Origin of the sequence: Sulfuricaulis sp., from assembly GCF_041499725.1 — a bacterium.
Lineage (GTDB): Bacteria > Pseudomonadota > Gammaproteobacteria > Acidiferrobacterales > Sulfurifustaceae > Sulfuricaulis.
In genome coordinates this window covers 1-25757 of record NZ_JBGQKW010000034.1, presented here as the reverse complement: position 1 = coordinate 25757, position 25757 = coordinate 1, and the positions used below count along the sequence as shown (strand labels likewise).

Below are 25757 nucleotides of genomic sequence, written 5' to 3'. Positions count from 1 at the left end.
CTGGCTCGCCTCGGCCTGATACGGCGTGTAGGCGGAGTAGAACTCGCCGCGCGTGACGATCTCCCACACCGCCGCCGGAATATGATGCTCATACGCGCCGGCACCGATGAAATTGGTATACGCACCATCCTGGTTGGCGCGCCCCTGCATCATGCGCGTCACTTCCATCTCGCTCAGACCTTCTGGCACCTGCGTCAGCTTGCCGGCGCGAAGCCGCTCGGGGATTTCGTCGAAGAGATCGTCAATCGACTTGACGCCGATGCTTTTCAGCATCGCTTTCACGTCGGCATCGGTATGCGGAATAAACGGCATAATTAAACCTTATAAATATATTATTGAACCGCCAAGGACGCCAAGGAAAGCAAATTCTTTTCGACTTCTCATTTTCTTGCCTCTCTTAGAGTACTTGGCGTTCTTGGCGGTTCAATCAGTGTTTCTCAGACGCGACCAGCGCCTCGTAGGCCTTGGCGTCGAGCAGGCCATCGAACTCGGCCTTGTTCGCGGGCTTGAGACGGAACATCCAGCCAGCGCCGTAGCAGTCCTTGTTCACGGTCTCGGGGGAATCGGCGAGCGCGGCATTGGCCTCAACGATCTCGCCGCTGACCGGCGCGTACACGTCGGAGGCCGCCTTCACGGACTCCACCACGCCGCATTCCTTGCCGCTCGTGACTTTGGTCCCCGCCGGCGGCAGATCCACGAACACCATATCGCCCATGAGATCCTGGGCGTGGTGCGTGATGCCGACGGTGACACTGCCGTCGCCGTTCAGCTTCACCCATTCATGCGATTTCGTGTACTTAAGGTCTTTCGGAATATTGCTCATGATTCCCCTCGCTTTTAAAAACAACTCTTGCCATTGCGGACAAACGGATATTTGACAACGCGCACCGTTGCGGGCTTGCCGCGCAGGTCGACCGTGGCGCGATCGCCGATTTTCACCGCGGCCGGGACGCGCGCCAGCGCGATGGCCTGATTGAGCGTGGGCGAAAAACTGCCGCTCGTGATTTCACCCTCCCACGCGCCGTTGCTTATTACCTTCTGATGGTTGCGCAGCACACCCCTGCCTTCGAGCACCAGCCCGACGAGCTGGCGCGGAACGCCCTGGGCCTTTTGTTTATCCAGCACCTCGCGCCCGATGAATTTCCGGTCGGACGGTTCGAGCGCCACGGTCCAGGCCAGGCCCGATTCCAGCGGCGTGGTGGTCTCGTCCATGTCCGAGCCGTAGAGATTCATGCCAGCTTCCAGGCGCAAGGTGTCGCGCGCGCCCAGCCCGATGGGTGCCACGCCCGCTTCGTTCAGCATCTGCCAGGTGAACGGCGCGGCCTTGGCGGGAAGAATAATCTCGAAACCGTCTTCGCCGGTATAACCGGTGGTGGCGATGAACAGCTCGCCCACGGCCGCGGCATGAAACGGCTTGAGGGCGCCGGCCGGGGTACGCAGCGCCTCGCCCAAGGCCTGATAGATCTTCTCTTTCGCGTTCGGTCCCTGCACCGCGATCATCGCCAGATCGTTGCGCGGTGTAACCGTGAGCCCGCCGAATTCCTTGGCCGCCGTGTTCACCCACGCCATGTCCTTGTCGCGCGTGGCGGCGTTCATGACCACGCGGAACCACTGGTCATCCATGTAATAGACGATGAGATCGTCGATGACGCCGCCCTTGGCGGTGAGCATGCAGCTGTACAGTGCCTTGCCTTTCGTCTTGAGCTTGTCGACGTTATTGGCCAGCAGCAGGCGGAAGAAATCGCGGACCTTGGCGCCCTTCACGTCCACCACGTTCATGTGCGAGACATCGAACATCCCGCAGTCTTTCCGCACCTTATGGTGCTCCTCGATCTGGGAACCGTAGTGCAGCGGCATGTCCCAGCCGCCGAAATCCACGATCTTGGCGCCCATCTTGAGATGATTGTCGTATAACGGTGTGCGGTTACCCATGTGAAACCTTTCCTGCCGGACAAGCCGGCATTGGTCGCAAAAAAACAAAAAGGGCGATGGCCATGAGACCATCGCCCCTCTGTCCGGTAACCTGAGAGCTTGAGCCCCTTCGGTGGGTGAGCCGTGCGGCCACCTCTCTCCAGAGACGACCCAAGGCTGCGTCAGCAGCCGATGGTGAATCCTGCGGTCCTTTTGCCTGAGCGATTCCGGGCGGGTTGCGCCTTCGGCGCCACGCGTATCATCCGCGTGGTCTCTCCCGCAGGAGAGCGTGTCGAGGGCGGCACTATAGCGCAGCCCTCCGTGGGCGCCAAGCCGCGCGGAGAATATTGCGGGATTTCCACGACCTGTCGCGCCTTGTTTCTGCGCGGGCCGTAAAAAGGCTTTACCGTGAAGACGATCGGGACGGACGGGTGACCGGCGCGGCGCCGCACAGCTCGCTATAGGGGATGGACTGCTCGGTGCTGAAACTCACCACCCATCTCGAGCTGCCGGGCAAACCGAGCGAACCCCACGAGCGGTAGGTAATGTCCACGGGGCGCGAGGGAACGGTCGATGCATTCTGGATATCGCAGTGAATATGCACCCGGATTCTGGCGCTGCCGGAATTGCCCTCGATCGGAACCTCGTCGGAGGTTCCGCGGTAAGGCGCCGCTACCGAGGCCGTGATCTTTCCGGCAGCGGCGGACGTTTTGCTGTAACCGAGTAACGTTTCCACCGTGTTGACACCCACGCCCCCGAGCAGGCGATAGCTCTGGATCGTCAGCGGTTTGCCGGACGGCGCGGCCAAACCGAACAGTTTGTTGATATCGGCCGCGGTAACTTCCTTGCGGTTATTGTCGGTGCGGCAATCCGGATGATACCGCGCGGGATAAGCACCGATCCGTCCCGAATCGGAAAATTTCACGATGAACCGGGGATACGATGTGTTCTTGCTCGTGTCCCAGTTCATCTGATGATCGATCCTGAACTGCTGTCCGGGCGACAATTGGGCGATGGCGATTGGCGGCTGCACCGGATTGCCCAGCGGGTTTTCCTCGGAATCCTTCTGCGCCAGTACCATCTGCAAACGATGTGTCGGGCTGGTGGCAATCCACGTGGCGGTGCCAAGGTTTTTCACGACACCGGTAATGCGCACGCGCCCGGTGGCCGGTCCGGTTTTCGAAATCAGTGTCATCTCGATATCCGCGGCCGGGTCGGCGCAGGTGATGGAGGCCGGCGCCGACGAACCGTCAGCCGCTTCAGCGCCCAGGCTGAAAGCGGCCAGCATCGCGGTACAGCATCCCGTAGCGGTCAACAGGTATTTCATGTTTTTTGAGGCGGTCGGCGGCAGCTATCCTGAACCCGACCCCGAATGGCGAGAGATATTACACTGCCTAAGCCCGGTGCGGGAAATCCCGCCGCACCCGGGAGCCGGGTCAGATCCGGGACGTGGAGCGTCGCACCAGCATGACGACCGGGATCAGGCCCGCCAGCACCAGCGTCGCCGGCAGATCGGCAAAACCTAACGCTATTCCAATGACAACTGACCGACTAAACGTATGCATTGTTTTGCTCCTCGCTTTTCATTGCCGTTCCGGTTCCGGCGTATAGCGCCCAGACCCGATTCTCAAAATTCCCATTCAACCCGGGCACGCACCAGTTGCTGTTCACTCGCCTTGGTCTGTCCAAAAGCAACACCGAGACTGGCGGACAATCCATGTCCGAACATGATGTCAACGGCAGGGGAAATCAGATGTTTCTGTTCGTCCCGACCTTCGAAATCCCGCAATGTCCCGAAGTCGCCGAAAAAATCCAGACGCGGATGCCAACGTTCATCGAACCGGTAGATCACTGAAGCCGCGTATTGAAGCTCCCAGCCGACATCCTTTTCCGCGCCTTTCAGAACTTTCTCGAATATCGGATTAACGTCGAGCGTCCATTTGCCGAAATCCTTCTCGATAATGCCGCGCAACTCCAGTTCGGCATCATTGTCGTCATTGCGCGGGAATTCGACTTCTGCGTACAAACCGAGGTCCACCGGCAGTTCACCCTTTTCGGCAAAACGCGTGCGCACGTGCAGACGGCTTGCCTTGAGATCCCAATCGTCTTTACCGCGCGTGTGTGAATAATCGACGTAACCGGCAACGTCGGTTTTTTCGGTGACGCCATAACTGGCCTCGAACGAGTTGCGGGTCAGCCCCTTGTTGTTGTCCGGCACCGGCAGATCCTGGCTACCCCGACGCGTGTAGGTGGTGAAATTTTCCAGCTCCACTTCGCCTTTGGCGGCAGTTTTGTACGGATAGACTTCGAGTTCGAAATAATTGAGGGCGTACGCAGCATGGCTGAGCAACAACGCTGTGCTTCCCAAAAGCACTTGGCCTGCGAGCCATGGAATGGATTTCATTTTGCTGAATTTCATGGTTTTTCCTTTATATTTAATGAAATGAGAATTATTTACATTTAGAAGACAAAAAAATGCCGTCAGTATGAACAAATTTCTGCCCGGCTATGTTTCGATGGCGTTTAGCGGCTGAACTTTCGAGGCAGGGGCGCTGCCGTAAAAACGCATGAGCACGGCGATGCCCGCGAGCGTGGTGGCGTAAAACAGCACCTGCATGCCACTAGGATGGTCGGCGTAACCGATCAGCGTCTGCAACACGCGTCCAAAAACACTGCTCTGTGCCACGATCCCCGACGTGTCCCACATGGACTGCACCAGCGGCGGCAACAGGTCCGCCTGCGTCAGGAACCCGGCCGCCTGCGCGGCCATGCCGGCCGCCAGCAGCGTGATCATCCATGTCGTCACCGTGAACAGGTGCCGGCTCGAGATGCGGAGCAGACCACGATACATGAGCAAACCTGCCATCGCGCCCGAGAGCAACCCGAACAGGCCACCGGACAACATCAGACCCGGTGAATCCTGTTGCGCCACGGCAATGCCATAGAGGAACAACACGACTTCCGAACCTTCACGCAACACGGCGAGACCGATCACTACCGCCAGCATGTACATCGAGCGGCTACCGAGCTTGACGGCCTGACCCACATCACGCATTTGTTGCGCCATTTCACGGCCGTGACGTTTCATCCACACGTTATGCCAGCCGAGCATCAGCACGGCGAACAACATGATTCCCGCGTTGAAGACTTCCTGACCGACGCCGGCGAGCGCGGAGGAAATCGCATCCGCGAACCAGGCCACCAAGCCCGCTCCAGCCACACCGGCTATGATTCCCATGCTGACCCAGCTGACGCGCCGGGCAAGCCCCTGGGTGGCGGCGAGCACGATACCGATAATGAGTGCCGCTTCCAGCACTTCACGGAACACGATAATGGCGGTTGCTAACATGACGCTAAACTCCTGAACTGATTTACGCTTACTTGGCTACGATCTGGCCTTGGGCTGTCTTAGGATGAAACTCGCCGATAAATTTGTATGTGCCGGGATTGAGAGGACCGATGGTGACCTCCGCAGTCTTCCCGTCCTGGATGAGCTTTTCCCGGTTGAGATCCGAACTTTCGAATTCTTCCGGTCCAGGCCCGTCGTTCTTGATGACCAGTTTTATTTTCTGGCCGGCCGGGATTTCCACCTGCTCCGGCGAATAACGGCCGTCCTTGATAGTGAGATTAAAGGCCGGCAGGTTTTCAGCATGCAGCGGTAGCGCGATCCCCAACGACAGCGCCGGCACCATTACCCAATATTTGACGTTCATGATTTCTGCCCTTTCTTTGGTTTTAATGTCACGCCAAGGATTGTTCCATAATCTTAATCTAAATACAAATCGTTCTCAATTAGATTCAGGCCCCGTAAACTTGCGGTCTTCGCTACGGGAAAGCCGTTTTAACCCATTGATCTGAATTATATTTAATGACCCTGCGGGGTTGGAGCGGCGAACCAGAGTTTTTCCATGCCGGGCGAACTCCACAGCTGACCCGCATGATCGACGACGAGGCCGGAAAGCCCGGGTGTCTGCACAATCAGGGCACGACCCCACTCCACCCCGCGGACCATGATGGCGAGGGAATAGCCATTGACCCGCCCGATGTCGTTCGCTACCAGCGTCACCTGCTGCGGGCCTTCAGTGGGATAACCCGTGCGCGGGTCGAGGATGTGGTGATAGCGTTTTCCGTCCCTGAAAAAATAACGCTCGTAATCGCCGGAGGTCACCACCCAGCCCTGCGTCAATTCAACGGTGCCAAGCAACACATCCCCGCGCCGGGGATGGCGAATGCCGATACGCCAGGGACGTCCCTGATGAATCCCCATGACGACCACATCGCCGCCGCCGTTAATCATCGCGTGCGTGATGCCACGCTGCTTCAGCACCTGCATGCCGGCATCCAGAATGTAAAGCTTGGCGATGCCGCCCAAGTCCATGCGCATGCCGTATTGCTTGAGCAGCACGGTCCTGTTCTTTTCATTCAAAATGACATGGCGGAAGTTCACGAGCGGCAATGCATGCCGGATCTCATCCGGCGATGGCATGCCGGGATTTTCCGGATTGAAACGCCAGACATTGAGCGAGCCGACCGTGATATCGAAAGCGCCTTCGCTGCGCTCCGACACCCGCCGCGCCATGGCCAGCACTTCCATCAATTCGCGCGGAACCGTAACCGGTTGCACGCCGGCTTGGCGGTTGATCTGGCTCACCACGCTGTCGGGGTTGTAATGATTCATCATGTCCGACAGACGCGACATCTCGCGGTACGCGTCGTTTACGCCCTGCTCTAGAACGTCGCGTCGTGGCCCTTCGACCGTCATGCTCACGAGCGTACCCATCAGAGGACGGGTGTCGGCGTATTGCGGAAGCTCCGCGGACACGTCGCCCGGGCGGATCAATACCGTCACGAACACCGGGAAGACGATGACAAAAACGGACAGGAGGCGCTTAGGGTACGGCATGGAATTCGGCGACGACCGGGGCATGGTCGGAAGGCCGTTCGTGTTTCCGGGGCTCGATATCGATGCGGCACCCGCGGCATTCCGACGCCAGGACGGCGCTGCACAGGATATGATCGATTCGCAAGCCGTGATTGCGGTGGAACGCGCCCGCGCGATAATCCCACCAGCTGAAGCATTTATCCGGCTGGTCGAACTTCCGGAATACATCCAGTAACCCAAGCCGGAACAAACCCTGAAAAGCCGCGCGCTCCGGTTCGCTGAAAAGCACGTGGCCCTCCCAGCGTTTCGGGTCGTGGACGTCGCGCTCTTCCGGCGCAATATTGTAATCCCCCAGCAGTGCCAGCTTCGGATGGGCTTTCAATTCTTCGGCGAGATATTTATCCAGCGCCGCAAGCCAGGAAAGCTTGTAGGAGTATTTCTCCGACCCGACCTCCTCGCCGTTCGGCACGTACACGTTGACCACGCGCACGCCGTCGATGGTTGCCGCGAGCAGACGCTTCTGCACACCGTCCGCATTGGGCAGCGAGGTGATGATTTTTTCGGCCGATGTTCGACTCAGCGTGGCGACACCGTTGTAGGTTTTCTGGCCGGCATAAACAGCCTGATAGCCGATATCGCGAAACGCAGCGGCGGGAAATACCTCGTCCGTGATCTTGGTTTCCTGCAGACACAGGATGTCCGGGGCCTCCTTCCGCAGCCACTCGAGGACCTGCGGCAGGCGCACGCGAATGGAATTCACATTCCATGTCGCGATTTTCATGGACAGGAGTATCCGGCCTTCGGCTTCAGGCCGGTTTAGTAACGGCGGGTGGGCCGGTAACCGGAATCGCTCGGGGCCGGGGCCTTATCATTTCCCTGGCCCTCGTTCGCGGAGGGTTCAGCTGCCTCGATTTTCGGATAGCCAACCCCGTCCAACTCTCCTTCCAGCACGGATTCCACATAACCCTTCATGACTTTCTCACCGATCATGAGCGTGGGTGCCGACAAGGATCCGATTTTTTTCTTGAGGGTCTGCTGCAGTTCCGGATTGTTGTCGAGATTCTGCTCGGTGAACGGAACCTTGCGCTTCTGCAGATAGGCGCGAGCGAGGTCGCAGGAACCGCAGGCCGGAACGGAGTACAGCACAACCGGATACTTTTCGACGACCTTGGCGAGCGTATCGTCCTCCTTGTGCTTGTTGCCGGTGCCGAGCACTTTCTCCTCGACACGATAGCCGGCACCGTCCGGCGGCGGCTGATCGTGATAAGAAATACGTCCCTGACTGTCCACCCATTTGTACAAGGTATCCGCCTGCGCCGCGGGAATTCCGATCGCCACCAGCGCCATGACAAGCAACAGGTTTATCCGTCCCATGGGTCAAATCCTCAAATACATGCCGCCTGATCGTTTGCGTATGGACTCGCGCAACCATTTAACACCGGCGGCGAATCCAATTCCTAGCATAGCAAAGGAAATTCCCAGCCACAGGTAGCTGACGCTAAAACCGGCGTCCTTCGATGTTTTGCCGACCGGCGGCGCCACGACGGGTGGCGGTGCCGGCACCGGGCTCGCCGCAGGCGGCATGGCCGGTTTGTCCGCGGCTTCCTGCTCAAGTGCTTTAATTGTTGCCGCCTGTTCTGCCGCAGCGGCCTGGGCTTTCTTGAGCTGAGCCTGCGCCTCCGCCGTCTGAGACCGGCTCCTGGCCAAATCTTCCTGAAGCTTGACCATCTGCAATCGGGCGGGGGCGTCGGGGGTGAGATAACGCGCCTCGGCCCAGCCCACCGTCCCCTGCGGATCGCGCACGTGCACGAAATTTTCGACTCGCTCGATCGCCTCCAGGGGCGTGCCGGTCTCGACGGTTTTCACCACCGCGCCGGTTTCCGTGGCCTCGGTGCGCAGGCCGATGCGCATGCGCTCGGCGACATATAAGGTTTCCGCCCGGGCGCTGGTGAAAATACCCAACATGGCCAGGACCAGCAGAGTGCGATGACTTCCTGTCATGGTTCCTCCCGTCAAACCGTCAAACCGGAATGCCGCAGTAGCGCATCGATCTTCGGCGCGCGGCCGCGGAACTGCACGAAGAGTTCCATCGGTTCACGTGACCCGCCCTGCTCCAGAATATTCTGCAGAAATTCCACACCGGTGGCCCGGTCAAAAACGCCGTGCTCCTCGAACTTGCTGAAGGCGTCGGCCGACAGCACCTCGGCCCATTTGTAGCTGTAGTAACCGGCGGCGTAGCCGCCGGCGAAAATGTGCGAAAACCCGTTCTGGAAACGGTTGAACGCGGGCGGAATCATCACGGCCACTTCCGACCGCACCTCATCCAATACCTGCTGCACGCTTTTTCCGCTCTCCGGGTCGTAGCCGCTGTGGAGGCGCATGTCGAACAGGGAAAATTCCAGTTGCCGCACGAATTGCATCCCCGATTGGAAGTTTTTGGCGGCAATCATTTTGGCATAAAGATCGTCGGGAATCTTCGCGCCGTTCTGGTAATGCCCGGCGATGAGATCCAGCGCCTCGCGCTCCCAGCACCAGTTTTCCATGAATTGGCTCGGCAATTCAACCGCGTCCCAGGCCACGCCGTTGATGCCGGCGACGCCCACGTAGTCCACCTGGGTGAGCATGTGATGCAGGCCGTGTCCAAATTCATGAAACAGCGTGATGACTTCGTCGTGCGTAAACAGCGCCGGGCGGCCTTCGACCGGCGGCGAGAAATTGCACACGAGATAGGCCACCGGCACCTGCACGCCGGCGGCGGTGCGCTTGCGATTGATGCACTCGTCCATCCAGGCGCCGCCACGCTTGTTGGCCCGCGCATACAGGTCCATGTAGAACCGTCCGCGCACCTCGCCCGCGCTGTCGCGGATTTCGTAGAAGCGCACATCCGGGTGCCATACCTCAACGCCTTTGACTTCGGTAATCTTCAGGCCATACAGCCGCCCGACCACCTCAAATACACCGGGCACGACCCGGGTTTCCGGAAAATAGGGGCGAACGTCTTCCTGCGAGAAATAGTACTTGGCTTGCTGGAGCTTCTCGGAGTAGTACCCGATGTCCCAAACCTCAAGCGGTTCCACGCCATGCGCCTCGCGGGCGAAGCGTTTGAGCTCATCAAAATCCTTCCGCGCCGCGGGGCTGGCACGCACCGCGAGGTCATTCAGAAAATCCATCACCTCGGGAACGGTCTTGGCCATGCGCGTTTGCAAAGCGTACTCGGCGTAGTTTGCAAACCCAAGCAACCGCGCCGACTCGCGGCGTAGCTTCAAGAGCTGCGCGATCAGTTCGCCGTTGTCCCATTTCCCAGCCGTCGGCCCCTGGTCGCTCGCGCGCGTGCTAAAGGCCTCGTACATTTGCCTCCGTAGTTCGCGGTTATCGGCATACGTCATGAAACCGATAAACGACGGCCCCTCGAGCGTGAAGCGCCATCCTTCCAGATTTTTTTCCTGCGCGTTCTGCCTGGCCATGGCGCGCGCGGTCTCGGGCAAACCGGCCAGATCTTTTTCGTCGCCGAGACGCAAGTCCCAGGCCTGGGTGGCGTCGAGCACGTTTTCCGTGAACTTGCTGTGCAGCGCCGCAATCTCCTGTTGCAACTGCTTGAAGCGCGCCTTTTCTTGTGGCGGCAGCTCCGCGCCGGCAAGACGAAAATCGCGCAGCGTGTTCTCGATGATCTTTTTTTGCGCCTGGGTCAGTTTCGAGAATTCCAGGTCCGCGGCGATGGACTTGTAACCGGCGTAAAGCCGCTCGTCCTGCGCCAGTTCCGTGAAATAGTCGGTGACCTTCGGCAAACCGGCGTTGTACGCCGCGCGCAGCGGCTCGCTGTCCATGACCGCGTGCAGGTGCGACACCGGCGACCACAGGCGCACGAGCCGCTCGCGCATATCCTCGATCGGCTGGGCGAAGCTGTCCCAGGTGCGGAGAACTCCGGCGGCGAGCAGGTTTTCCAGTGCACGCCGATTTTCCGCCAGTACCTGCTCCAGCGCCGGGCCGGCGTGTTCCGGCAGAATGGCGCCGAAACGGGGCGGTTGCGTGAGATCGAGCAGGGGGTTGGCGGCCAGAGAGGTGTTTTCCATGCAGAACTATTATAACGTGCCGCCCTGATGACCGCCCCCCACTCTCAATCCCATCCGTACGACGCGCTCACGCCCGAGATTATCCTCGAGGCCGTGGAAACCTATGGCACGCGCTGTACCGGGGGGCTGCTCGCGCTCAACAGCTACGAAAACCGCGTCTACCGTGTGGATACCGAGGACGGCGGACCCTGCGTGGCCAAGTTCTACCGCCCCGGCCGCTGGGACGAGGCCACCATCCTCGAAGAACACCTCTTCGCGCAGCAGCTGGCCGAACACGAAATCCCCGCGGTGGCGCCGCTGGCGCGCCGCGACGGTGCGACGCTCAATCATTACGGCGGTTTTCGTTTTGCCGTCTTTCCGTGGCAGCCGGGACGCGCGCCGGAATTGAACTCACGCGCGGACCGCGCCCTGCTCGGCCGCTATCTCGGTCGGCTGCACCGACTGGGCGCGGCCGAACCGTTCCGCCACCGGGCGCGCCTCGGCATCGAGGAATTCGGCCATCGGTCGGTACGCTATCTGAAAGAGCACGATATCGTGCCGGAGGAATTGCGCGCGTCGTTCTTCGCCATCACGGCTTATCTGTTCCCGCCCATCGAAGCCGCATTTCGCGCCGCCGACGATGCCGCGTGGATACGCCTGCATGGCGACTGCCACCTCGGCAACATTCTCTGGACCGACACCGGCCCGCATCTGGTGGATTTCGATGACTGCCTCACCGGACCGGCGGTGCAGGATTTGTGGATGCTGCTTTCCGGCGAGCGCGAGGAAATGGAACTCCAGCTGGCCGACGTGCTGTCCGGCTACGGCGAGTTCATGGAATTCAATCCCGCCGAACTGCGCCTGATCGAACCGCTGCGCACGCTGCGGATGCTGCGCTACATGGCTTGGCTAGCCGAGCGCTGGGACGATCCCGCGTTCCCGCGCAACTTTCCCTGGTTCAACACGCGACGTTACTGGGAAGAACAGGTGTTGACGCTCAAACAGCAGGCTGCAGCGCTGGATGAGCCGCCGTTGTCATGGATGGCGTAGCGCGCCGGTTTTTTTCTATAATCGCGGCCATGGCCGTCCGTCCCTACAAGAACATCCTGCCCACGATCGGGCCCCGGGTTTACATCGATGAGGCGGCAACCGTCATCGGCGATGTCGTCGTCGGCGAGGACACGTCCATCTGGCCCATGTGCTCGGTGCGCGGCGACGTGAATGTCATCCGCATCGGCGCGCGCACCAACATCCAGGACGGCAGCGTCCTCCACGGGACGCATGAGTACGAGGGCGTGCCGGGAGGCTGGGCGGTGGTGGTCGGCGACGATGTCACCATCGGCCATCAGTGCATCATTCACGGTTGCACCGTCGAGTCGCGTTGCCTCATCGGTATGGGTTCCGCCATCCTCGACGGCGCGATCCTGCGCGCCGGTGCCTTCCTCGGCGCCGGCAGCCTAGTCACCGAAGGCAAGGAACTCGAAGGCGGTTATCTGTGGATGGGCCGCCCGGCGAAGCGCGTGCGCGAGTTGACCGCGGAAGAAAAGGCCTGGTTCGAGTACTCGGCCAGGCATTACGTGAAACTGAAAAACGATTATCTGAAGTAAGTGACGGCGCCCTTCCGTCTCAGCGTTTTGCGCGCGGTTTCCGCCGCGCCGGTTTTCTTATTACCTTCCCCTCCGTCGAAACCAGGGTGGAAACGATCGCCTGCGCGTGCGTGCGTTGTTGCGGCTTGAGACGGCGGTATTTTTCCAGCAGTCTTTGCTCTTCCTTCGACAGCGCGGCAGACGCCTTCCGCTCCACCCGGTAGGCCCCGGCCTCCTCCGCCACCCGGTTCATGTTGCTAGAAGGCACGCCGGTGAGGATGTACTGCACGTCCATGCCTAATCGGGCGCAGGCGGAAAGCAGGTCGGCCGGGATCGGCGTGCCGCGGCTGGCCGGTCTCTCGTAGTTGATCACCGTCCATTTGGTCACCCCCAGCGACTCAGCCAGTGCCGACTGACTCAGGCCGAGCCGTGTGCGCTCTTCCTTCAGACGTCCCGGTGATGAACTTTTTACACTAGCTGTATTGACAGGTGTAATTTTTTGCACCATGCTTTCTTGACAAGAACATGAAAAGGTAATGCTGAATAACTTCAGCTAAATCCTAACACAAGGAAGAACAAGAATGGATTATCTGGATATGAAATACGCGCTCGCCAAGAAGGGCTACACCCTCACCCGGGTGGCCGAAGAGCTGGGTCTGTTCGGACCGCAATCCGTGCAACAGGTGCTGACGCGCAAATACATCAGCGCTCGCGTCGAAAAACGCGTTTCCGATATCACCGGCATTCCGCTGGAAGTTCTTTTCCCGGCCCGCTACCTGCCGGCAAAACCGCACCGGCGGGTGGACGTTTCGAATCAGCTTGATAAAAGCCGTAACAGCGGGCGGGCGTGAAGCACGGATCAAACTGAATATGTATAGCGAATTTCACTCATTGCCTGAACCAGGGAGAGACCATGTCTAGACCGTTCCGCAAGCTTGATCCCGTGAAAGTCATCAAACTCAAACGCCAGGGGCTATCGAATTCCCTGATCGCCCAGCGCCTGGGTGTGACACAGGGCGCGGTTTACCACGTACTGCGCAAAATGAATATTACCGGTGGGCGCGGCAACGACATGGTGCCCAGTGCTCTCGTGCGTGTTGGCGACAATTATTGACCCGGCACGATTGTTCTTGAACGAAGACCGGTCACGAAATACGTTACTGGGCATCCGTGACAACCGGGCGTGCCGGGTCAATGATGAAAATCACAGTAGATTCATGCCGCCGCAATAATTATCCGCCCTTCCGCAAAGCGGCAATCACATGTTTCGTCTCCGGCCGCACGCCGCGCCAGAGCAGATACGATTCCGCCGCCTGCTCCACCAGCATCCCTAGGCCGTCGGCGGCGGTTTCGGCGCCGTGCAGCATGGCCCACTCGAGGAACGGCGTGGGTTTGTCGCCATACATCATGTCGTAGGCGACCGCCCCGGAGGTGAACAGGTTCACCGGCAGCGGCGGCACCTCACCTTTCAGGCTGGCGCTCGTGCCGTTGATCACGACATCGAAGCGTTTGCCGACAAGATCGTCGTAGCCAACGGCCTCGACCTTGCCGAAATGCGCGAACGTCTTGGCGAGTTCCTTCGCCTTGGAGACCGTGCGGTTGGCGATGACGAGCACGACGGGATTCTGCTTGAGTAGCGGTCCGAGCGCGCCGCGGGCGGCGCCGCCCGCGCCCAGCACCAGAATTTTTTTGCCTCTCAGGAGAACGTTCAGGTTCTTCGTCAGATCATGCACCAGGCCGGTGCCATCGGTGTTGTCGCCAAAGATTGTTCCGTCGGGCTCGAAACGGATCGTGTTAACCGCGCCGGCGAGTTTCGCGCGATCGCTCAGATTGTCCGCAAGCCGATACGCCTCGAGTTTGAACGGCACGGTGATGTTGAGCCCCTTGCCGCCCTCGGCGCGGAACTGCTGCACAGCTTCCGCAAAGCCGTCGAGATCGACCCAGAGCGCGGTGTATTCGATGTCATGGCCGACCTGGTGCGCAAACTGCTTGTGAATGACGGGCGACTTGCTGTGAGCGACGGGATTGCCCATCACCGCGTAACGCGCCGGGGTTGTGTCTTTTTCCGCCATGATTACCACCGTTCCAGCCTCAAAATTCAGGCGGCCTATTCTAGGCTATTGCCCGCCGACCGGCACGGGGGGCTGGCGCCTGGTGCCACGGGATCCGGCGGCTATATCAGCACGGTGATCAGATAGGCGAGATAGCAAAATCCGTTGAAGAAAAGATGCACGGGGCGAAGATTCCCGCGGCGCAACATAAACAAAACATAGGCGCTGGCAACGATGGTCAGAACCAGCCCCGCCATCACCTCCCGGCGCGGCTCCCAGGGTGTCAGCAGAATACCAAGTGCGGGCAGGAGCGAGCCCTGGAACACCATGGCGCCGGTGATGTTGCCGAAGGCGAGCGTGTCCTTGCGCTTGCGGATCCAGATAATGCTGTTGACCTTCTCCGGCAATTCGGTGGCGACCGGCACGATCAGCAGCGCCAACACCAGCGCCGAGATGCCGAGCCAGGCGGACAACTGTTCCACGCCCTGCACGAATCCATGCGCGCCGAAGACGATGAACGCCAATCCCATGCCCAGCTGCACCAGAACCGTGAACAGGTTTTCCGGCACGTTGATGCGCCCCATCAGCCGCACGAGGAACAGCGGCTCACCCGCCTTGGTGGCGTGTCCGTCAGCGACCAGGCTGGCCGAAGCGCGGATGGTCAACATGAGGTAAATGAAGTAGACAAGCACCAGCGATAGCGCCAGCAACGCACGCACCCAGGCCACGTGATGGGGAACGAATATCGCGACCGCACTCAGGCCAAAGGCGAGCAGAAACCACCGCAGGTCGCGGGTAAGCCCGGAGCGCTCGGGATGGAAATCGTCCTGCCAGCCGCGCTTGTGAATGGCAAAGATCGCCACCAGGAACATCGTGAGCGTGGACAGCATGAGCGGCGCTCCCAGGATCGCGCCCACGCCTACCTCCTCGCGCACCGCCTGGGTACTCGCGGTGGAAAGGATCGCCACGATCGGCACCATGGTCTCGGGCAGGGCCGTGCCCACCGCCGCAAAAATGGAACCGGTCACGCCTTCGGAGATTTTAAGACGTTCTCCGAGGTGTTCGAGGGCATTGGTGAAGGTTTCCGCGCCGATCAGAATAACGAGCAGCGCAATGAGAAGAATGCCCAGGGTCATGTCTGGAATTCCGCTCTGATTCCTATTTCTTTTCCATGCCGGGCGGCCGGGTTTCGATCAGCGACGGGCGCGCGCTCACGCCGGTCAGCCACGGTGCAAGCCGTGGATGGCGACTGCGCCAGTCGTGCGGATAGCGAAAGTCGATGTATTCGAGCGCCACCGCCATGACCAGGTCGGCCAGGGTGAAACGATCCGACACGAGCCAGGGTCCGCTGTGCAGGTGGTCCTCGGTGTATTTTAGCGAGCGCGCGATTTTTTCTTCCTGACGCCGGATGTTTTCCGCCGACTGTTGTTCAGCGGGCCGCCGCGATTCGAGCAGGCGACTCGCAGTGGCGTCCTGCATGCCGTCGGCCAGCGCCTGCCAGCGCAGTATCTCCCAGCGCGCCGCGCCCGAGACGGTGAGCAGCGCCGGCACCTTGAGCGAATCGAGATACTCGACAATCACCGGAGAATCAAAAAGGACGTCGCCATTATCGAGCGCCAGCGCCGGCACCTTGCCGAGCGGATTGAGCGCGGGAATCGGACTGTCCGCGGCCCAGGCATCGGCCACGACAAACTCACACGCGAGATTCTTCTCCCGGACCAGGATGCGGACCTTGCGCACGTAGGGCGAGGTAAGTGAACCGTAGAGTTTCATCGATTAACCTTTATGATTTTTACAGATAATTCAACAACAGACCGGCGAATACCGCTGCGCCGAACCAATTGTTGTTCAGAAAAGCGCGGAAGCAACCGTCACGCGTCCGCTCGCGCATCAGGTGTTGCTGATACAGCGCGAACCCGAACGCCGCCGCCAAGCCGGCATAATACCGCAAACCAAGGCCGGCGAGCGCGCCTGAGTACGCCAGCAGCGACAACGTGAGAACATGGAAAAGAAATACCATCGCGCGGTCGTGGCGGCCGAACAGGATGGCGGTGGATTTAACCCCGACCTTGTGATCGTCGTCCCGGTCCACCATGGCATAGGCCGTGTCATAGGCCACCGACCAGCACACGTTGGCGGCGAACAGCGCCCAGCCCACGGGCGGCACGGCGCCGGTCTGGGCGGCGAACGCCATGGGGATACCCCAGCCAAATGCCGCGCCGAGATAGAACTGTGGCAAGTGCGTGAAACGCTTGACGAAGGGATAGGTCACGGCAAGAAACGCGCCGGCGAAGGAAAGCAGGATGGTCAGGCGGTTGAGCGTGAGCACCAGTGCAAACGCGATGAGACACAACGCCGCGAAAAGCACCAGCGCTTCGCGCGGACTGACGCGCCCGGCGGCGATCGGCCGGTCGCGCGTGCGTTCCACGTGTGGGTCGAAATCGCGGTCGGCGTAGTCGTTGATCACGCAGCCGGCGGAGCGCATCAGCACCACGCCCAGCACGAACACGGCGAGCACGTGCGGATCGGGCCGGCCCTGTCCGGCAATCCACAGCGCCCACAGCGTCGGCCAGAGCAGAAGCAGGATGCCGATCGGCCGGTGCAGACGCATCAGCCGCGCATAGTCCTTGAGCCGTTCCGCGATCATCATTCCAAGAATTCAGGAATGTCCGGCAGAAAAAATTCACACACCAGCAGCGGCTTGCCGCCGAGCCGGAACAGCGAGCGCCGCCCCCAGATCATCGCGGGCCTGTCGCGCAGATGACGCGTCGCCAAGCCGTAGAGGAAATCGGCGGAAGTGAGACAGGTGACCTCCACCTCGCCGCGTTGCATCGACGGATCGGCGAACAGCACCGCCCCGAGGGAGCGCGTGCCGAGACGGGCGAAGCGGTGGAATTTTCGCGCCAGCGTCGGCGGCGGAATGATCGTGCGCGCATAGACCCACGGCGTTTCTCCGCACATCAACTGCACCTGGCGAACCACGGCACGCGTACCGCCCCGCATGCCTACCGCTCTTGCCTCGCTGCACAGCGGACGCGCGCGCCGCTGGTCGAGCAATTGGACATGAAAGCGCTGGTGGCAATGGCCGATCAGGCGCTCGGTGAGCGAGGCCGGATCGAGCAGCCACGGCAGGTATTTTTCCGGGACACCGGCGCGGTTCAGCCGTCGTACCGGCCGCCACAGCGGCTCCCTGCATCGCGGCGACACCGGGCTCACAATAGCCATGTAATTTTATCAATGATTTATGGGTGCCGAATCGTAGCAGAAACGCCCCACCCGGTCAGCGGAAGCCGTGGCACTTTACATGGCGCCGTCCCCTGGGAAATCATATTGGAACGGCCACGCGCACCCGGTCGCGGCAAAGGATAACAATCGTTTCGGGGAGAAATAAGTGAACATTTTGCCGTCAGTTCCGCGCGCATGGCTCAAGCCGGCTTTTTTCTTGGGCACCGGGTTGCTGCTGTGTCCATCACTCACCGCTGCCGACATGCTGGCCGTCGCGGTGGGACGCGGGAACATTTTCTCGCAAGGATCAAACGCGGTGTTTCTCTCGTACCAGAAAGACGCGCCAACGTTGTTCAATCAGAAAAGCCTCTACGATCTGTCCCTCGCCCACTGGAATGGCCGGAATTACAACACTGCGCTCACAGTCGCGCGCACGCTTCGCTGGAAACTTTCACCTGAAACTTACTTCGCGGGCACGCTCGGGATCGGCGTGGTTGACCGGACCACGGATCATCTGGGCACCACCGGACAATTCGTGGCGCGCCTGGCATTCGGGCGCAAATTTGGAAAATACGACCTGTCCATCGGCGAGACTCATTACTCGAATGGCAAAACCGCTTTACAACTCAACTGGCATGGACCGAACACAGGGGAGGATTTCCTGACGGTGATGCTGGCGCGCGAATTCTAGCGTCCCGGATTTTCAAACGTTACCGTAGGTTTCAGCGCCGCTGAGCCAGCGCCGCACGATCGGGTCCACGCTCTCGGGATACTCCCTGAGGAGCAGATCCGCCAACTGCTGCACGCGCGGCAGCAATGCGCGGTCGCGCAACAGATCGGCGATGTGAAATTGCGGCATGCCAGCCTGGCGTGTGCCGAGCACCTCGCCCGGGCCGCGCATCTCCAGATCGCGCCGCGCGATCTCGAAGCCGTCGCTGGTCTCGCGCAACGCCGCGAGCCGTGCCCGCGCCATCTCCGACAGCGGCGCTTGATACAGCAGTACGCAGTGGCTTTCGGCCTGGCCGCGGCCGATGCGCCCGCGCAGTTGATGCAATTGCGAAAGCCCCAGCCGCTCGGCATTTTCGATGATCATGAGCGAGGCATTGGGCACGTCCACGCCAACCTCGATGACGGTGGTCGCAACCAGCAGATGAATCTCACCGCGCTTGAACGCGGCCATGATTTTTTCCTTTTCCAACGGCTTCATGCGCCCGTGGATCAGCGCCACCTTGAGTTCGGGCAGTGCCTCGTGCAGCGCCTGCGCGGTGTCCGTCGCCGTCTCCAGCTCAAGCGTCTCGGATTCCTCGATCAGCGGGCAGACCCAGTAGGCCTGGCGGCCGGCGGTGCAGGCGTCGCGGATGCGGCTGACGACATCGGCGCGGCGTGCGGCCGGAATCGCCACGGTCTCGACCGGTTTGCGTCCCGGCGGCAGCTCGTCGATCACCGACACGTCGAGATCGGCATAGAGGCTTTGGGCAAGGGTGCGCGGGATGGGGGTGGCCGTCATGATCAGCTGATGCGGCCGGCGATCGCCGCGCCGCCCCTTCTCACGCAGCGCCAGGCGCTGATGCACGCCGAAGCGGTGCTGTTCATCGACGATGATGAGTCCCAGGTCGGCAAATTCGACGTCTTCCTGAAACAGCGCCTGGGTGCCGACGGCGATGGCGGCCCGGCCCGATCCGATTTTTTCGAGCGCGCCCTGGCGCGCACGGCCGTTGAGCTTGCCGGAGAGTCCGACCACGGAGACACCGAGCGGCTCGAGCCAGCCGGAAAAGTTGCGCAGGTGCTGATCGGCGAGCAGTTCGGTCGGCGCCATCACCGCCACCTGCAAGCCGCTTTCGATGGCGCCCAGGCTCGCGCACGCGGCGACGATGGTCTTGCCCGACCCGACATCGCCCTGCACCAGGCGCTGCATCGGATGGCCCTGGCGCAGATCGTGCAGGATTTCATCGAGCACCCGCTGCTGCGCGCGCGTGAGCTGAAACGGCAACTGCACGAGCAACTGTTGCATCAGCCTGCCTGCCCCGGTAATGGCGGGCGCGCTTTCCGTCTGCGCCCGCGTGCGCAGACGCTTCAGACTCAGGTGATGCGCCAACAGTTCTTCGAAGGCGAGGCGCAGCACCGCGGGATGTTTACCCTGCGCCAGCAACTCCACCGGCGTGTGCGGCGGCGGCTGATGCACCAGCGTCAGCGCCTCGGTCAGCGTGGGCAGACGCAGCTCCTGCAACACCGCGGGCGGCAGAAGTTCCTCGATTTTTTCCAGATATTTTTCCAGCGCCTGGCGCGCGAGTTTGCGCAGACTCAGCTGATGCACGCCGGTGGTCGCCGGATACACCGGCGTCAGGTTTTCCTCCGCCTTGGCAGGCTGAGTGTCATCGGTGAATTCGTACTCGGGATGAATCATCTCGAGACCCGCGGGACCGAAGCGGACCTCGCCGAACAGGCGCAGACGACGGCCACGCGCAAGGTTCGCCTGTTGCGCCGCGCTGAAATAAAAAAACCGCAGATGCAGATGGCCGGTGCCGTCGCTCACGCGACAGATCAGGCTGCGCCGGCCGCGGAACACCACGTCCGCCAGCTCGATCTCGCCCTCGACCACGGCCTCCATCCCGGGCCGCAGGCCGCCCATGGGCAGAACGCGCGTGCGGTCCTGGTAACGCAGGGGCAGATGGAACAGGACGTCCTGCACGGTGTGCAGGCCGAGACGTTTGAGTTTTTCCGCGAGTTTGGGGCCAACTCCCTTGAGACTGGTCACCGGCAGTGAGGCAATATCCATATTATTGAGTCACGCCGGGAAACACGGCTGAAAATCAGCGGAGACGCGTGGTTGTCAGCGGCGACTTTTCGTCTTGCTACTTTTACCCGCCTTGGATTTTTTTGTTGATGCGACAGGTTTATCCAGAATCAGGACCGCGTCCATCTCCACCGCCGCACCCTTGGGCAGCGCGGCGACGCCGACCGCCGCGCGCGCCGGATAGGGTTCGCGAAAATACTGCACCATCACCTCGTTCACCAGGGGAAAATGCGTCAGGTCAGTGAGATACACGTTGAGCTTTACCACGTCTTGCAGGCTGCCGCCGGACGCCTGGGCCACCGCGCCCAGGTTTTCAAATACACGCCGGATCTGCGCGCGCATGTCGCCGCTCTCCAGCGTCATGGTTTCCGGCATCAGCGGAATCTGACCGGCGAGATAAACCGTGTCACCGGCCTTGACGGCCTGGGAATAAGGGCCGATGGCTTGGGGGGCTTTGTTCGTTTTGACAATCGTTCTTTTCACGTCTGTTCCTTAGTAGTGGGCATTTCTGATTTCAGAATCCTGAAGAGAGTCAGCCCTTCTTGCGGTTGATCCGCACCACCGACTCGAGCGCGCGGATGCGGCGCATGATCTGGGCCAGATGCCCGCGGCCGCGCGCTTCGAGCGTGAAGTCCATGGTGGTGTACTGGCCGTCGCGATCGTCGAACGAGACGGTGTCGATATTGGCGCCCTGTTCCGCGATGGCCGCCGCGATCGCCGCGAGCACGCCGCGCTGGTTCTTGACCTCGACCCGGATGCTCACCGGGAACACGGTCTTGATGTCCTTCTCCCACTGGACGTCGATCCACTGTTCCGGGTGCTTGCGGAACTTGGCCACGTTCGGACAATCCTCGGTGTGCACCACGATGCCGCGTCCCGCGGACAGAAAACCGAGAATCGGATCGCCCGGTATCGGCCGGCAGCAGCGCGCATAGGTCACCACCACGCCCTCGGTGCCGTGGATGGCGAGCGTCGGCGCCTTATCGCGCGCCGGCCGGCGTTTGAAGAGGCTGAAGAAACGATTCTCCTCCCCGGCATCGACCTTGGGCGCTTCCGGCACGAGCTGACGCGCCACCACCGCCGCCAGCCGGTTGCCGAGCCCGATTTCGCCGAGCAACTGGTCCCAGTTGATGAGCTTGAGGGATTTCAGCAGGGCCTGGCGGCTTTTCTCGGTCAGCCGCGATGCATCGGAGTCGAGATCCTTGAGCGCCTGGTCCAGCAGCCGCTCGCCGAGCTTGGCCGATTCGTTGAACTTCTGGTTCTTGAGGAAACTGCGGATATGCGCGCGCGCCTTGCTGGTGACGACATAAGTAAGCCAGGCGGGATTGGGGTGGCTCCATTCCGCGGTGATGATCTCGACGTGATCGCCGTTGCGCAGGGTGGTGCGCAAGGGCACCAGCTGATGATTGACCTTGGCGCCGATGCAGCGGTTGCCGACGTCGGTGTGCACGTCGTAGGCGAAGTCGATGACCGTGGCCTCGCGCGGCAGCTTCTTGATCTCGCCGTTCGGCGTGAACACGTACACCTCATCCGGAAACAGGTCGACCTTGAGGTGCTCGAGAAATTCGCTCGGGTTTCCCGCTTTTTGCTGGGTTTCCAGCAGGTCCTTGAGCCACTGCAAGGCGCGCTGCTGCATGGGATCGGCGGCGGTGTCGCCGCTCTTGTACAGCCAGTGCGAGGCCACGCCGGCCTCGGCCACGCGATTCATCTCGCTCGTGCGGATCTGCACCTCGATGGAAACCCCGAAGGGACCGAACACCACCGTGTGCAGCGACTGGTAGCCGTTGGCCTTGGGGATGGCGATGTAGTCCTTGAACCGGCCGGGGATGGGCTTGTACAGATTGTGAATCACGCCGAGCGCGCGATAACAGTTGTCCACCTTGTCCACGACGACGCGAAAACCATAGATGTCGTAGACCTGGTCGAAGGACAGGTGCTTCTGCTCCATCTTGGCGTAGACGCTGTACAGGGTCTTCTCGCGACCGCCGACCTCCGCGGGCAGGCCTTCGCGTTCCAGCTGGTTGAGGACGGCGGTGCGGATTTTTTCGACGATCGCCTTGCGGTTGCCAAGACGCTTGCGCACCGCCTCGGCGATGATGCGATGGCGCAGCGGGTGCAGCGCGGCAAAGGCCAGATCGCCCAGCTCCATCGCCCACTGGCGCACGCCGAGGCGGTTGGCGATGGGCGCGTAGATATCGATCGTTTCGCGCGCGATCGCGCGGCGGCGGTCGGGATTCAGCGCGCTGATGGTGCGCATGTTGTGCAGACGGTCGGCGAGCTTGATGAGAATGACGCGGATGTCGCTCGCCATGGCCAGCAGCATCTTGCGGAAGTTCTCCGCCTGCGCCTCCTCCTGCGACTGGAATTCGATGCGGGTGATCTTGGAAACGCCGTCCACCAGCGCCGCGATATCCTCCCCGAACTCCTCGGCGATGCGCTCCTTCGCCGTGGGTGTGTCCTCGATCACGTCATGCAGGATCGCGGCGGTGATGCTCTTGGCGTCGAGACGCATGCCCGCGAGGATGCGGGCGACTTCGATGGGGTGGTAGATGTAGGGCTCGCCGCTGACGCGCTGCTGTCCGTCGTGGGCCTCGGCGCCGAACAGATAGGCGCGGTAGACGTCAGCGACGTCCTTGGGTTCCAGGTAGGTTTCGAGGATCGCGCACAGGTCGCTGATCTGAAACCGCTGGCCGGAAGACGGCGTCGCGGCAGCGGACGGCACCGACTCAGACTTCGGTTCCGCCCTCTTTGCCGGCGGCGGGGGCAATGTCGATCCCGCCGGTCTGGGTTTGGTCGGTTGTGTCTTCATCGGCCTCAAGTCCGGCTTGCGGCGTTTCCTCGTCCAGGATGGCATTGGTCACGAAACCGCCGGCGATCTCGCGCAGGGCGAGCACCGTGGGCTTGTCGTTTTCGCGCTCCACGCAGGCTTCCGCGCCATTGATCAGCTGGCGCGCACGACGTGTGGCCACCAGCACGAGCTGAAAACGGTTATCAACGTTATCCAGGCAATCCTCTACGGTAATACGGGCCATACCTATACCTCAGTCATCAGACAGGAAACGCGGCGGTGCCGCAGGGTTTAATACTAATAAAGCACTCGCCCAAACGATTAATCGGGCGGGTGAGAGACATGCTTCTTATTTCATCTTACTGATATACGGCCGGTTTTTCTACTTAGAACCCCTAACAAAATGAAATTAACCGCCAAGACGCCAAGAACGCCAAGTTTTTCTCCTCAAAAAACAGCTTTCTTGGCGACCTTGATGCGCGCCATCCCTGGCGCGCGCCCAATTTTGCTCCCGGCAAAATTGTGGCTCTTGGCGGTTCAAAATCATATTCATTTTGCTTCGAGGCTCTTAAGTTTCAAACAACAGGGCATCCATATCCACCCCGACCGGTCGGGGCATGCCATCGCCGCGAATGACGGCCTGCAAATCCTTCAGGGCAGCCTCGAAATCATCGTTGACCACCACGTGGTCGAATTCCTTATAGTGGCTCATTTCCGACACCGCCGCGCGCATGCGTTGCGCGATCACCTCCGGCGCATCCTGGCCGCGGTTGGTCAGGCGCTCCTCCAGTGCCGCGCGCGAAGGCGGAAGGATGAAAACACTGACCGACTCCGGCATCTTTTCCTTGATGGCGCGCGCGCCCTGCCAGTCGATGTCGAGGATGATGTTCTTGCCCTGACGCAGCAGGTTCTCGGTCGCGGCACGCGAGGTGCCATAGGAATTGCCGAAGACCTTGGCATGCTCGAGGAAGCGGTCGGCTGACACCATCTCGTCGAACTGCTGCTGGTTCACGAAATAATAATGCACGCCGTGCTGCTCGCCCGGACGCGGCGCGCGCGTCGTGTGCGACACCGAGAACGCCAGGTCCGGCAGGCGTTCGACGAGCGCCTTGGCGAGGCTGGTCTTGCCGGTGCCGGAGGCGGCGGAAAAAATGAAAAGTCGACCTTTGTTCATATGTTCTTAACCGCCAGGACGCCGGGAAAGAAAAAATTGGACAGGGTTCACAGGAATAAAAAACAAGATTAACAGGATTTTTATTTCTTGAAATCCTTAATCCTGACAATTCTGTCCGGAACAGAATTGGACGGCCAAAGGCCGCCCACCGGGTGCGTGCCAGGGGCGAGGCGGATAAGAAGACGGTCCAGTGGACCGTCTTCCCGCCGAGCGGGCCGCCAGGGATGGCGGCCCTGGACTTTCGAGCGCCGCGGGACGCGAAGCGAGAAAGGCGCGCATCAAAATCCTGAAAAATCTTGTTAATCCTGTTTGTTTCTTTTTTGTCAGGAATTCTTATTCAATGTTCTGCACCTGCTCGCGCATCTGCTCGATCAGCACCTTGAGCTCCACCGCGACGTTGGTCAGGCGCGTGTCGGTGGACTTGGACGACAGAGTGTTGGCCTCGCGGTTGAGTTCCTGCATCAGGAAATCGAGGCGCCGGCCGGCGGGACCGGCCTGGCCGAACACGCGGCGGATTTCGGCGAAATGCGCGGTGAGCCGGTCGATCTCTTCGGTGACATCGGACTTCTGCGCGAACAGAACGATCTCCTGCTCGAGGCGCGCGGGGTCGAGCTGTTGCTTGATTTCTTTCAGACGCGTCTCCAGGCGTTCGCGAAATATCCGCACCGCCTCCGGAATCAGTTCCTTCGCCTTCACCACCAGCTGCTCCATGGCCTGCAACCGCTGCAACATGAACTCCTGCAAACGCGCGCCTTCGCGGCTCCGCGTGGCGGCCAGATCGTCGAGTGCGGCTGCGAGTGCCTCGATCGCCGCGGCGCCCAGGCTGTCGACGTCGAGCGGTTGGGCCTTGAGCACGCCCGGCCAGCGCAGGATGTCGACGGCGCGCAGCGGCGAGAGATCGGCGTACAGGCCGCGCAGGTGGCCGGCGGAAACCAGCAGCCGCTGTACCTGATCCTCGTTCATCTCCAGCGCGCCCGCCGCCTCGCCCGCCTGGAAGCGCAGGGTACCGTCCACCTTGCCGCGCGCCAAACGCGCATTGATCAGTTCGCGCACACGCGGTTCGAGTACCCGCAGCTCTTCCGGCAGGCGCAGGGCGATCTCGAGATAGCGATGGTTGACCGAACGCAGTTCCCAGGTGAGCGCCCCCCACGGCGTTGCGGCCTCGCGGCGGGCGAAGGCGGTCATGCTGGCGGTCGGGGATGGGGATTTGGCGCGGTTCATGGGCAGCGCGGATGGTAAACCGCGGGTTTGCCGGGAGCAAATCCGGGCCGCGGCAGGCCGATATCCTCGGCCCGCG

General features: G+C 61.0%; 28 protein-coding genes, 2 pseudogenes and 2 riboswitches. Of the genes and pseudogenes, 5 read left to right on the top strand and 25 right to left on the bottom strand.

Features of this window, described 5'->3' with window-relative positions; all coding sequences use genetic code 11:
* From ACC569_RS07655 to prlC, 13 genes and pseudogenes are all read right to left on the bottom strand, one after another.
* A pseudogene (locus ACC569_RS07655) lies at nt 1-312 on the bottom strand (glycine dehydrogenase); the annotation flags it as partial.
* A gap of 115 nt (nt 313-427) precedes the next feature.
* Nucleotides 428-823: a glycine cleavage system protein GcvH gene (gene gcvH, locus ACC569_RS07650; RefSeq protein WP_372522918.1), complete on the bottom strand. Its 396-nt coding sequence runs from the start codon at nt 821-823 to the stop codon at nt 428-430.
* Between the two features lie 14 nt (nt 824-837).
* Nucleotides 838-1932, bottom strand: a complete 1095-nt coding sequence (gcvT, locus tag ACC569_RS07645) for a glycine cleavage system aminomethyltransferase GcvT (protein ID WP_372522917.1) — start codon at nt 1930-1932, stop codon at nt 838-840.
* A 69-nt stretch (nt 1933-2001) separates the two neighbouring features.
* Nucleotides 2002-2085: riboswitch (glycine riboswitch) on the bottom strand.
* 21 nt (nt 2086-2106) lie between these two features.
* A riboswitch (glycine riboswitch) is annotated at nt 2107-2201 on the bottom strand.
* Between the two features lie 113 nt (nt 2202-2314).
* On the bottom strand, nt 2315-3238 hold the full coding sequence (locus ACC569_RS07640; protein WP_372522916.1) for a hypothetical protein: 924 nt from the start codon (nt 3236-3238) through the stop codon (nt 2315-2317).
* Between the two features lie 109 nt (nt 3239-3347).
* Nucleotides 3348-3476, bottom strand: a complete 129-nt coding sequence (locus tag ACC569_RS07635; RefSeq protein WP_372522915.1) for a hypothetical protein — start codon at nt 3474-3476, stop codon at nt 3348-3350.
* 62 nt (nt 3477-3538) lie between these two features.
* On the bottom strand, nt 3539-4330 hold the full coding sequence (locus tag ACC569_RS07630; RefSeq protein ID WP_372522914.1) for a hypothetical protein: 792 nt from the start codon (nt 4328-4330) through the stop codon (nt 3539-3541).
* Nucleotides 4331-4417: 87 nt separating this feature from the next.
* Nucleotides 4418-5260, bottom strand: a complete 843-nt coding sequence (locus ACC569_RS07625; RefSeq protein WP_372522913.1) for an FTR1 family protein — start codon at nt 5258-5260, stop codon at nt 4418-4420.
* 28 nt (nt 5261-5288) lie between these two features.
* The gene (locus ACC569_RS07620; RefSeq protein WP_372522912.1) at nt 5289-5624 is read right to left on the bottom strand and encodes a cupredoxin domain-containing protein; all 336 of its coding nucleotides are present in this window, start codon (nt 5622-5624) and stop codon (nt 5289-5291) included.
* Nucleotides 5625-5776: 152 nt separating this feature from the next.
* The gene (locus tag ACC569_RS07615) at nt 5777-6814 is read right to left on the bottom strand and encodes an FAD:protein FMN transferase (protein ID WP_372522911.1); all 1038 of its coding nucleotides are present in this window, start codon (nt 6812-6814) and stop codon (nt 5777-5779) included.
* The gene (xth, locus tag ACC569_RS07610) at nt 6801-7574 is read right to left on the bottom strand and encodes an exodeoxyribonuclease III (protein ID WP_372522910.1); all 774 of its coding nucleotides are present in this window, start codon (nt 7572-7574) and stop codon (nt 6801-6803) included. Before xth ends, ACC569_RS07615 begins: the two co-directional genes overlap by 14 nt.
* A 35-nt stretch (nt 7575-7609) precedes the next feature.
* Nucleotides 7610-8167, bottom strand: a complete 558-nt coding sequence (locus tag ACC569_RS07605; RefSeq protein ID WP_372522909.1) for a glutaredoxin domain-containing protein — start codon at nt 8165-8167, stop codon at nt 7610-7612.
* A gap of 3 nt (nt 8168-8170) precedes the next feature.
* Nucleotides 8171-8794 carry a TIGR04211 family SH3 domain-containing protein gene (locus tag ACC569_RS07600; protein ID WP_372522908.1) on the bottom strand — a complete coding sequence of 208 codons (624 nt, stop codon included), beginning with the start codon at nt 8792-8794 and terminating at the stop codon, nt 8171-8173.
* A gap of 11 nt (nt 8795-8805) precedes the next feature.
* Complete coding sequence (prlC, locus tag ACC569_RS07595; RefSeq protein WP_372522907.1) at nt 8806-10863, bottom strand: oligopeptidase A; 2058 nt, start codon at nt 10861-10863, stop codon at nt 8806-8808.
* 27 nt (nt 10864-10890) lie between these two features.
* On the opposite strand from prlC, the gene ACC569_RS07590 reads away from it, so the two are divergent.
* Both ACC569_RS07590 and ACC569_RS07585 read left to right on the top strand, forming a co-directional pair.
* Nucleotides 10891-11892, top strand: a complete 1002-nt coding sequence (locus ACC569_RS07590) for a serine/threonine protein kinase (RefSeq protein WP_372522906.1) — start codon at nt 10891-10893, stop codon at nt 11890-11892.
* A gap of 29 nt (nt 11893-11921) precedes the next feature.
* Nucleotides 11922-12449, top strand: a complete 528-nt coding sequence (locus tag ACC569_RS07585; RefSeq protein ID WP_372522905.1) for a gamma carbonic anhydrase family protein — start codon at nt 11922-11924, stop codon at nt 12447-12449.
* Between the two features lie 19 nt (nt 12450-12468).
* On the opposite strand, the gene ACC569_RS07580 is transcribed toward ACC569_RS07585, so the two are convergent.
* The gene (locus ACC569_RS07580; protein WP_372522904.1) at nt 12469-12936 is read right to left on the bottom strand and encodes a helix-turn-helix transcriptional regulator; all 468 of its coding nucleotides are present in this window, start codon (nt 12934-12936) and stop codon (nt 12469-12471) included.
* Nucleotides 12937-13009: 73 nt separating this feature from the next.
* On the opposite strand from ACC569_RS07580, the gene ACC569_RS07575 reads away from it, so the two are divergent.
* Together ACC569_RS07575 and ACC569_RS07570 are read left to right on the top strand one after the other, a co-directional pair.
* Nucleotides 13010-13279 carry a transcriptional regulator gene (locus ACC569_RS07575; RefSeq protein ID WP_372522903.1) on the top strand — a complete coding sequence of 90 codons (270 nt, stop codon included), beginning with the start codon at nt 13010-13012 and terminating at the stop codon, nt 13277-13279.
* A gap of 62 nt (nt 13280-13341) precedes the next feature.
* Entirely contained in the window at nt 13342-13542 is a 201-nt protein-coding gene (locus ACC569_RS07570; RefSeq protein ID WP_372522902.1) for a hypothetical protein, read from the top strand.
* Nucleotides 13543-13660: 118 nt separating this feature from the next.
* On the opposite strand, the gene aroE is transcribed toward ACC569_RS07570, so the two are convergent.
* From aroE to ACC569_RS07545, 5 genes are all read right to left on the bottom strand, one after another.
* Complete coding sequence (gene aroE / locus ACC569_RS07565) at nt 13661-14500, bottom strand: shikimate dehydrogenase (protein ID WP_372522901.1); 840 nt, start codon at nt 14498-14500, stop codon at nt 13661-13663.
* Between the two features lie 101 nt (nt 14501-14601).
* Nucleotides 14602-15615, bottom strand: a complete 1014-nt coding sequence (locus ACC569_RS07560) for a sodium:calcium antiporter (RefSeq protein ID WP_372522900.1) — start codon at nt 15613-15615, stop codon at nt 14602-14604.
* Nucleotides 15616-15637: 22 nt separating this feature from the next.
* Nucleotides 15638-16252, bottom strand: coding sequence for a glutathione S-transferase N-terminal domain-containing protein (locus ACC569_RS07555; protein WP_372522899.1), 615 nt, complete (start codon nt 16250-16252; stop codon nt 15638-15640).
* A 19-nt stretch (nt 16253-16271) separates the two neighbouring features.
* On the bottom strand, nt 16272-17123 hold the full coding sequence (gene ubiA, locus ACC569_RS07550; protein WP_372522919.1) for a 4-hydroxybenzoate octaprenyltransferase: 852 nt from the start codon (nt 17121-17123) through the stop codon (nt 16272-16274).
* 2 nt (nt 17124-17125) lie between these two features.
* Nucleotides 17126-17704, bottom strand: a complete 579-nt coding sequence (locus ACC569_RS07545) for a chorismate lyase (protein WP_372522898.1) — start codon at nt 17702-17704, stop codon at nt 17126-17128.
* 166 nt (nt 17705-17870) lie between these two features.
* Between ACC569_RS07545 and ACC569_RS07540 the strand changes: the two genes are divergently transcribed.
* Nucleotides 17871-18395, top strand: a complete 525-nt coding sequence (locus ACC569_RS07540; RefSeq protein WP_372522897.1) for an acyloxyacyl hydrolase — start codon at nt 17871-17873, stop codon at nt 18393-18395.
* 12 nt (nt 18396-18407) lie between these two features.
* Here ACC569_RS07540 and recG read toward each other — a convergent pair whose 3' ends face one another.
* The 6 genes and pseudogenes from recG to ACC569_RS07510 all read right to left on the bottom strand — a co-directional run.
* Nucleotides 18408-20480, bottom strand: a complete 2073-nt coding sequence (gene recG, locus ACC569_RS07535; RefSeq protein WP_372522896.1) for an ATP-dependent DNA helicase RecG — start codon at nt 20478-20480, stop codon at nt 18408-18410.
* Nucleotides 20481-20603: 123 nt separating this feature from the next.
* A pseudogene (locus ACC569_RS07530) lies at nt 20604-20981 on the bottom strand (RidA family protein); the annotation flags it as partial.
* Between the two features lie 49 nt (nt 20982-21030).
* Nucleotides 21031-23220 carry a bifunctional (p)ppGpp synthetase/guanosine-3',5'-bis(diphosphate) 3'-pyrophosphohydrolase gene (locus ACC569_RS07525; protein ID WP_372522895.1) on the bottom strand — a complete coding sequence of 730 codons (2190 nt, stop codon included), beginning with the start codon at nt 23218-23220 and terminating at the stop codon, nt 21031-21033.
* A 4-nt stretch (nt 23221-23224) separates the two neighbouring features.
* Nucleotides 23225-23530 (bottom strand): DNA-directed RNA polymerase subunit omega, encoded by a 306-nt coding sequence (gene rpoZ / locus ACC569_RS07520; protein WP_372522894.1) that lies wholly within the window; start codon nt 23528-23530, stop codon nt 23225-23227.
* A 324-nt stretch (nt 23531-23854) separates the two neighbouring features.
* Nucleotides 23855-24460, bottom strand: coding sequence for a guanylate kinase (gene gmk / locus ACC569_RS07515; protein WP_372522893.1), 606 nt, complete (start codon nt 24458-24460; stop codon nt 23855-23857).
* A 333-nt stretch (nt 24461-24793) separates the two neighbouring features.
* A partial coding sequence (locus tag ACC569_RS07510) for a YicC/YloC family endoribonuclease (protein WP_372522892.1) occupies nt 24794-25757 on the bottom strand: 964 nt, incomplete at its 5' end.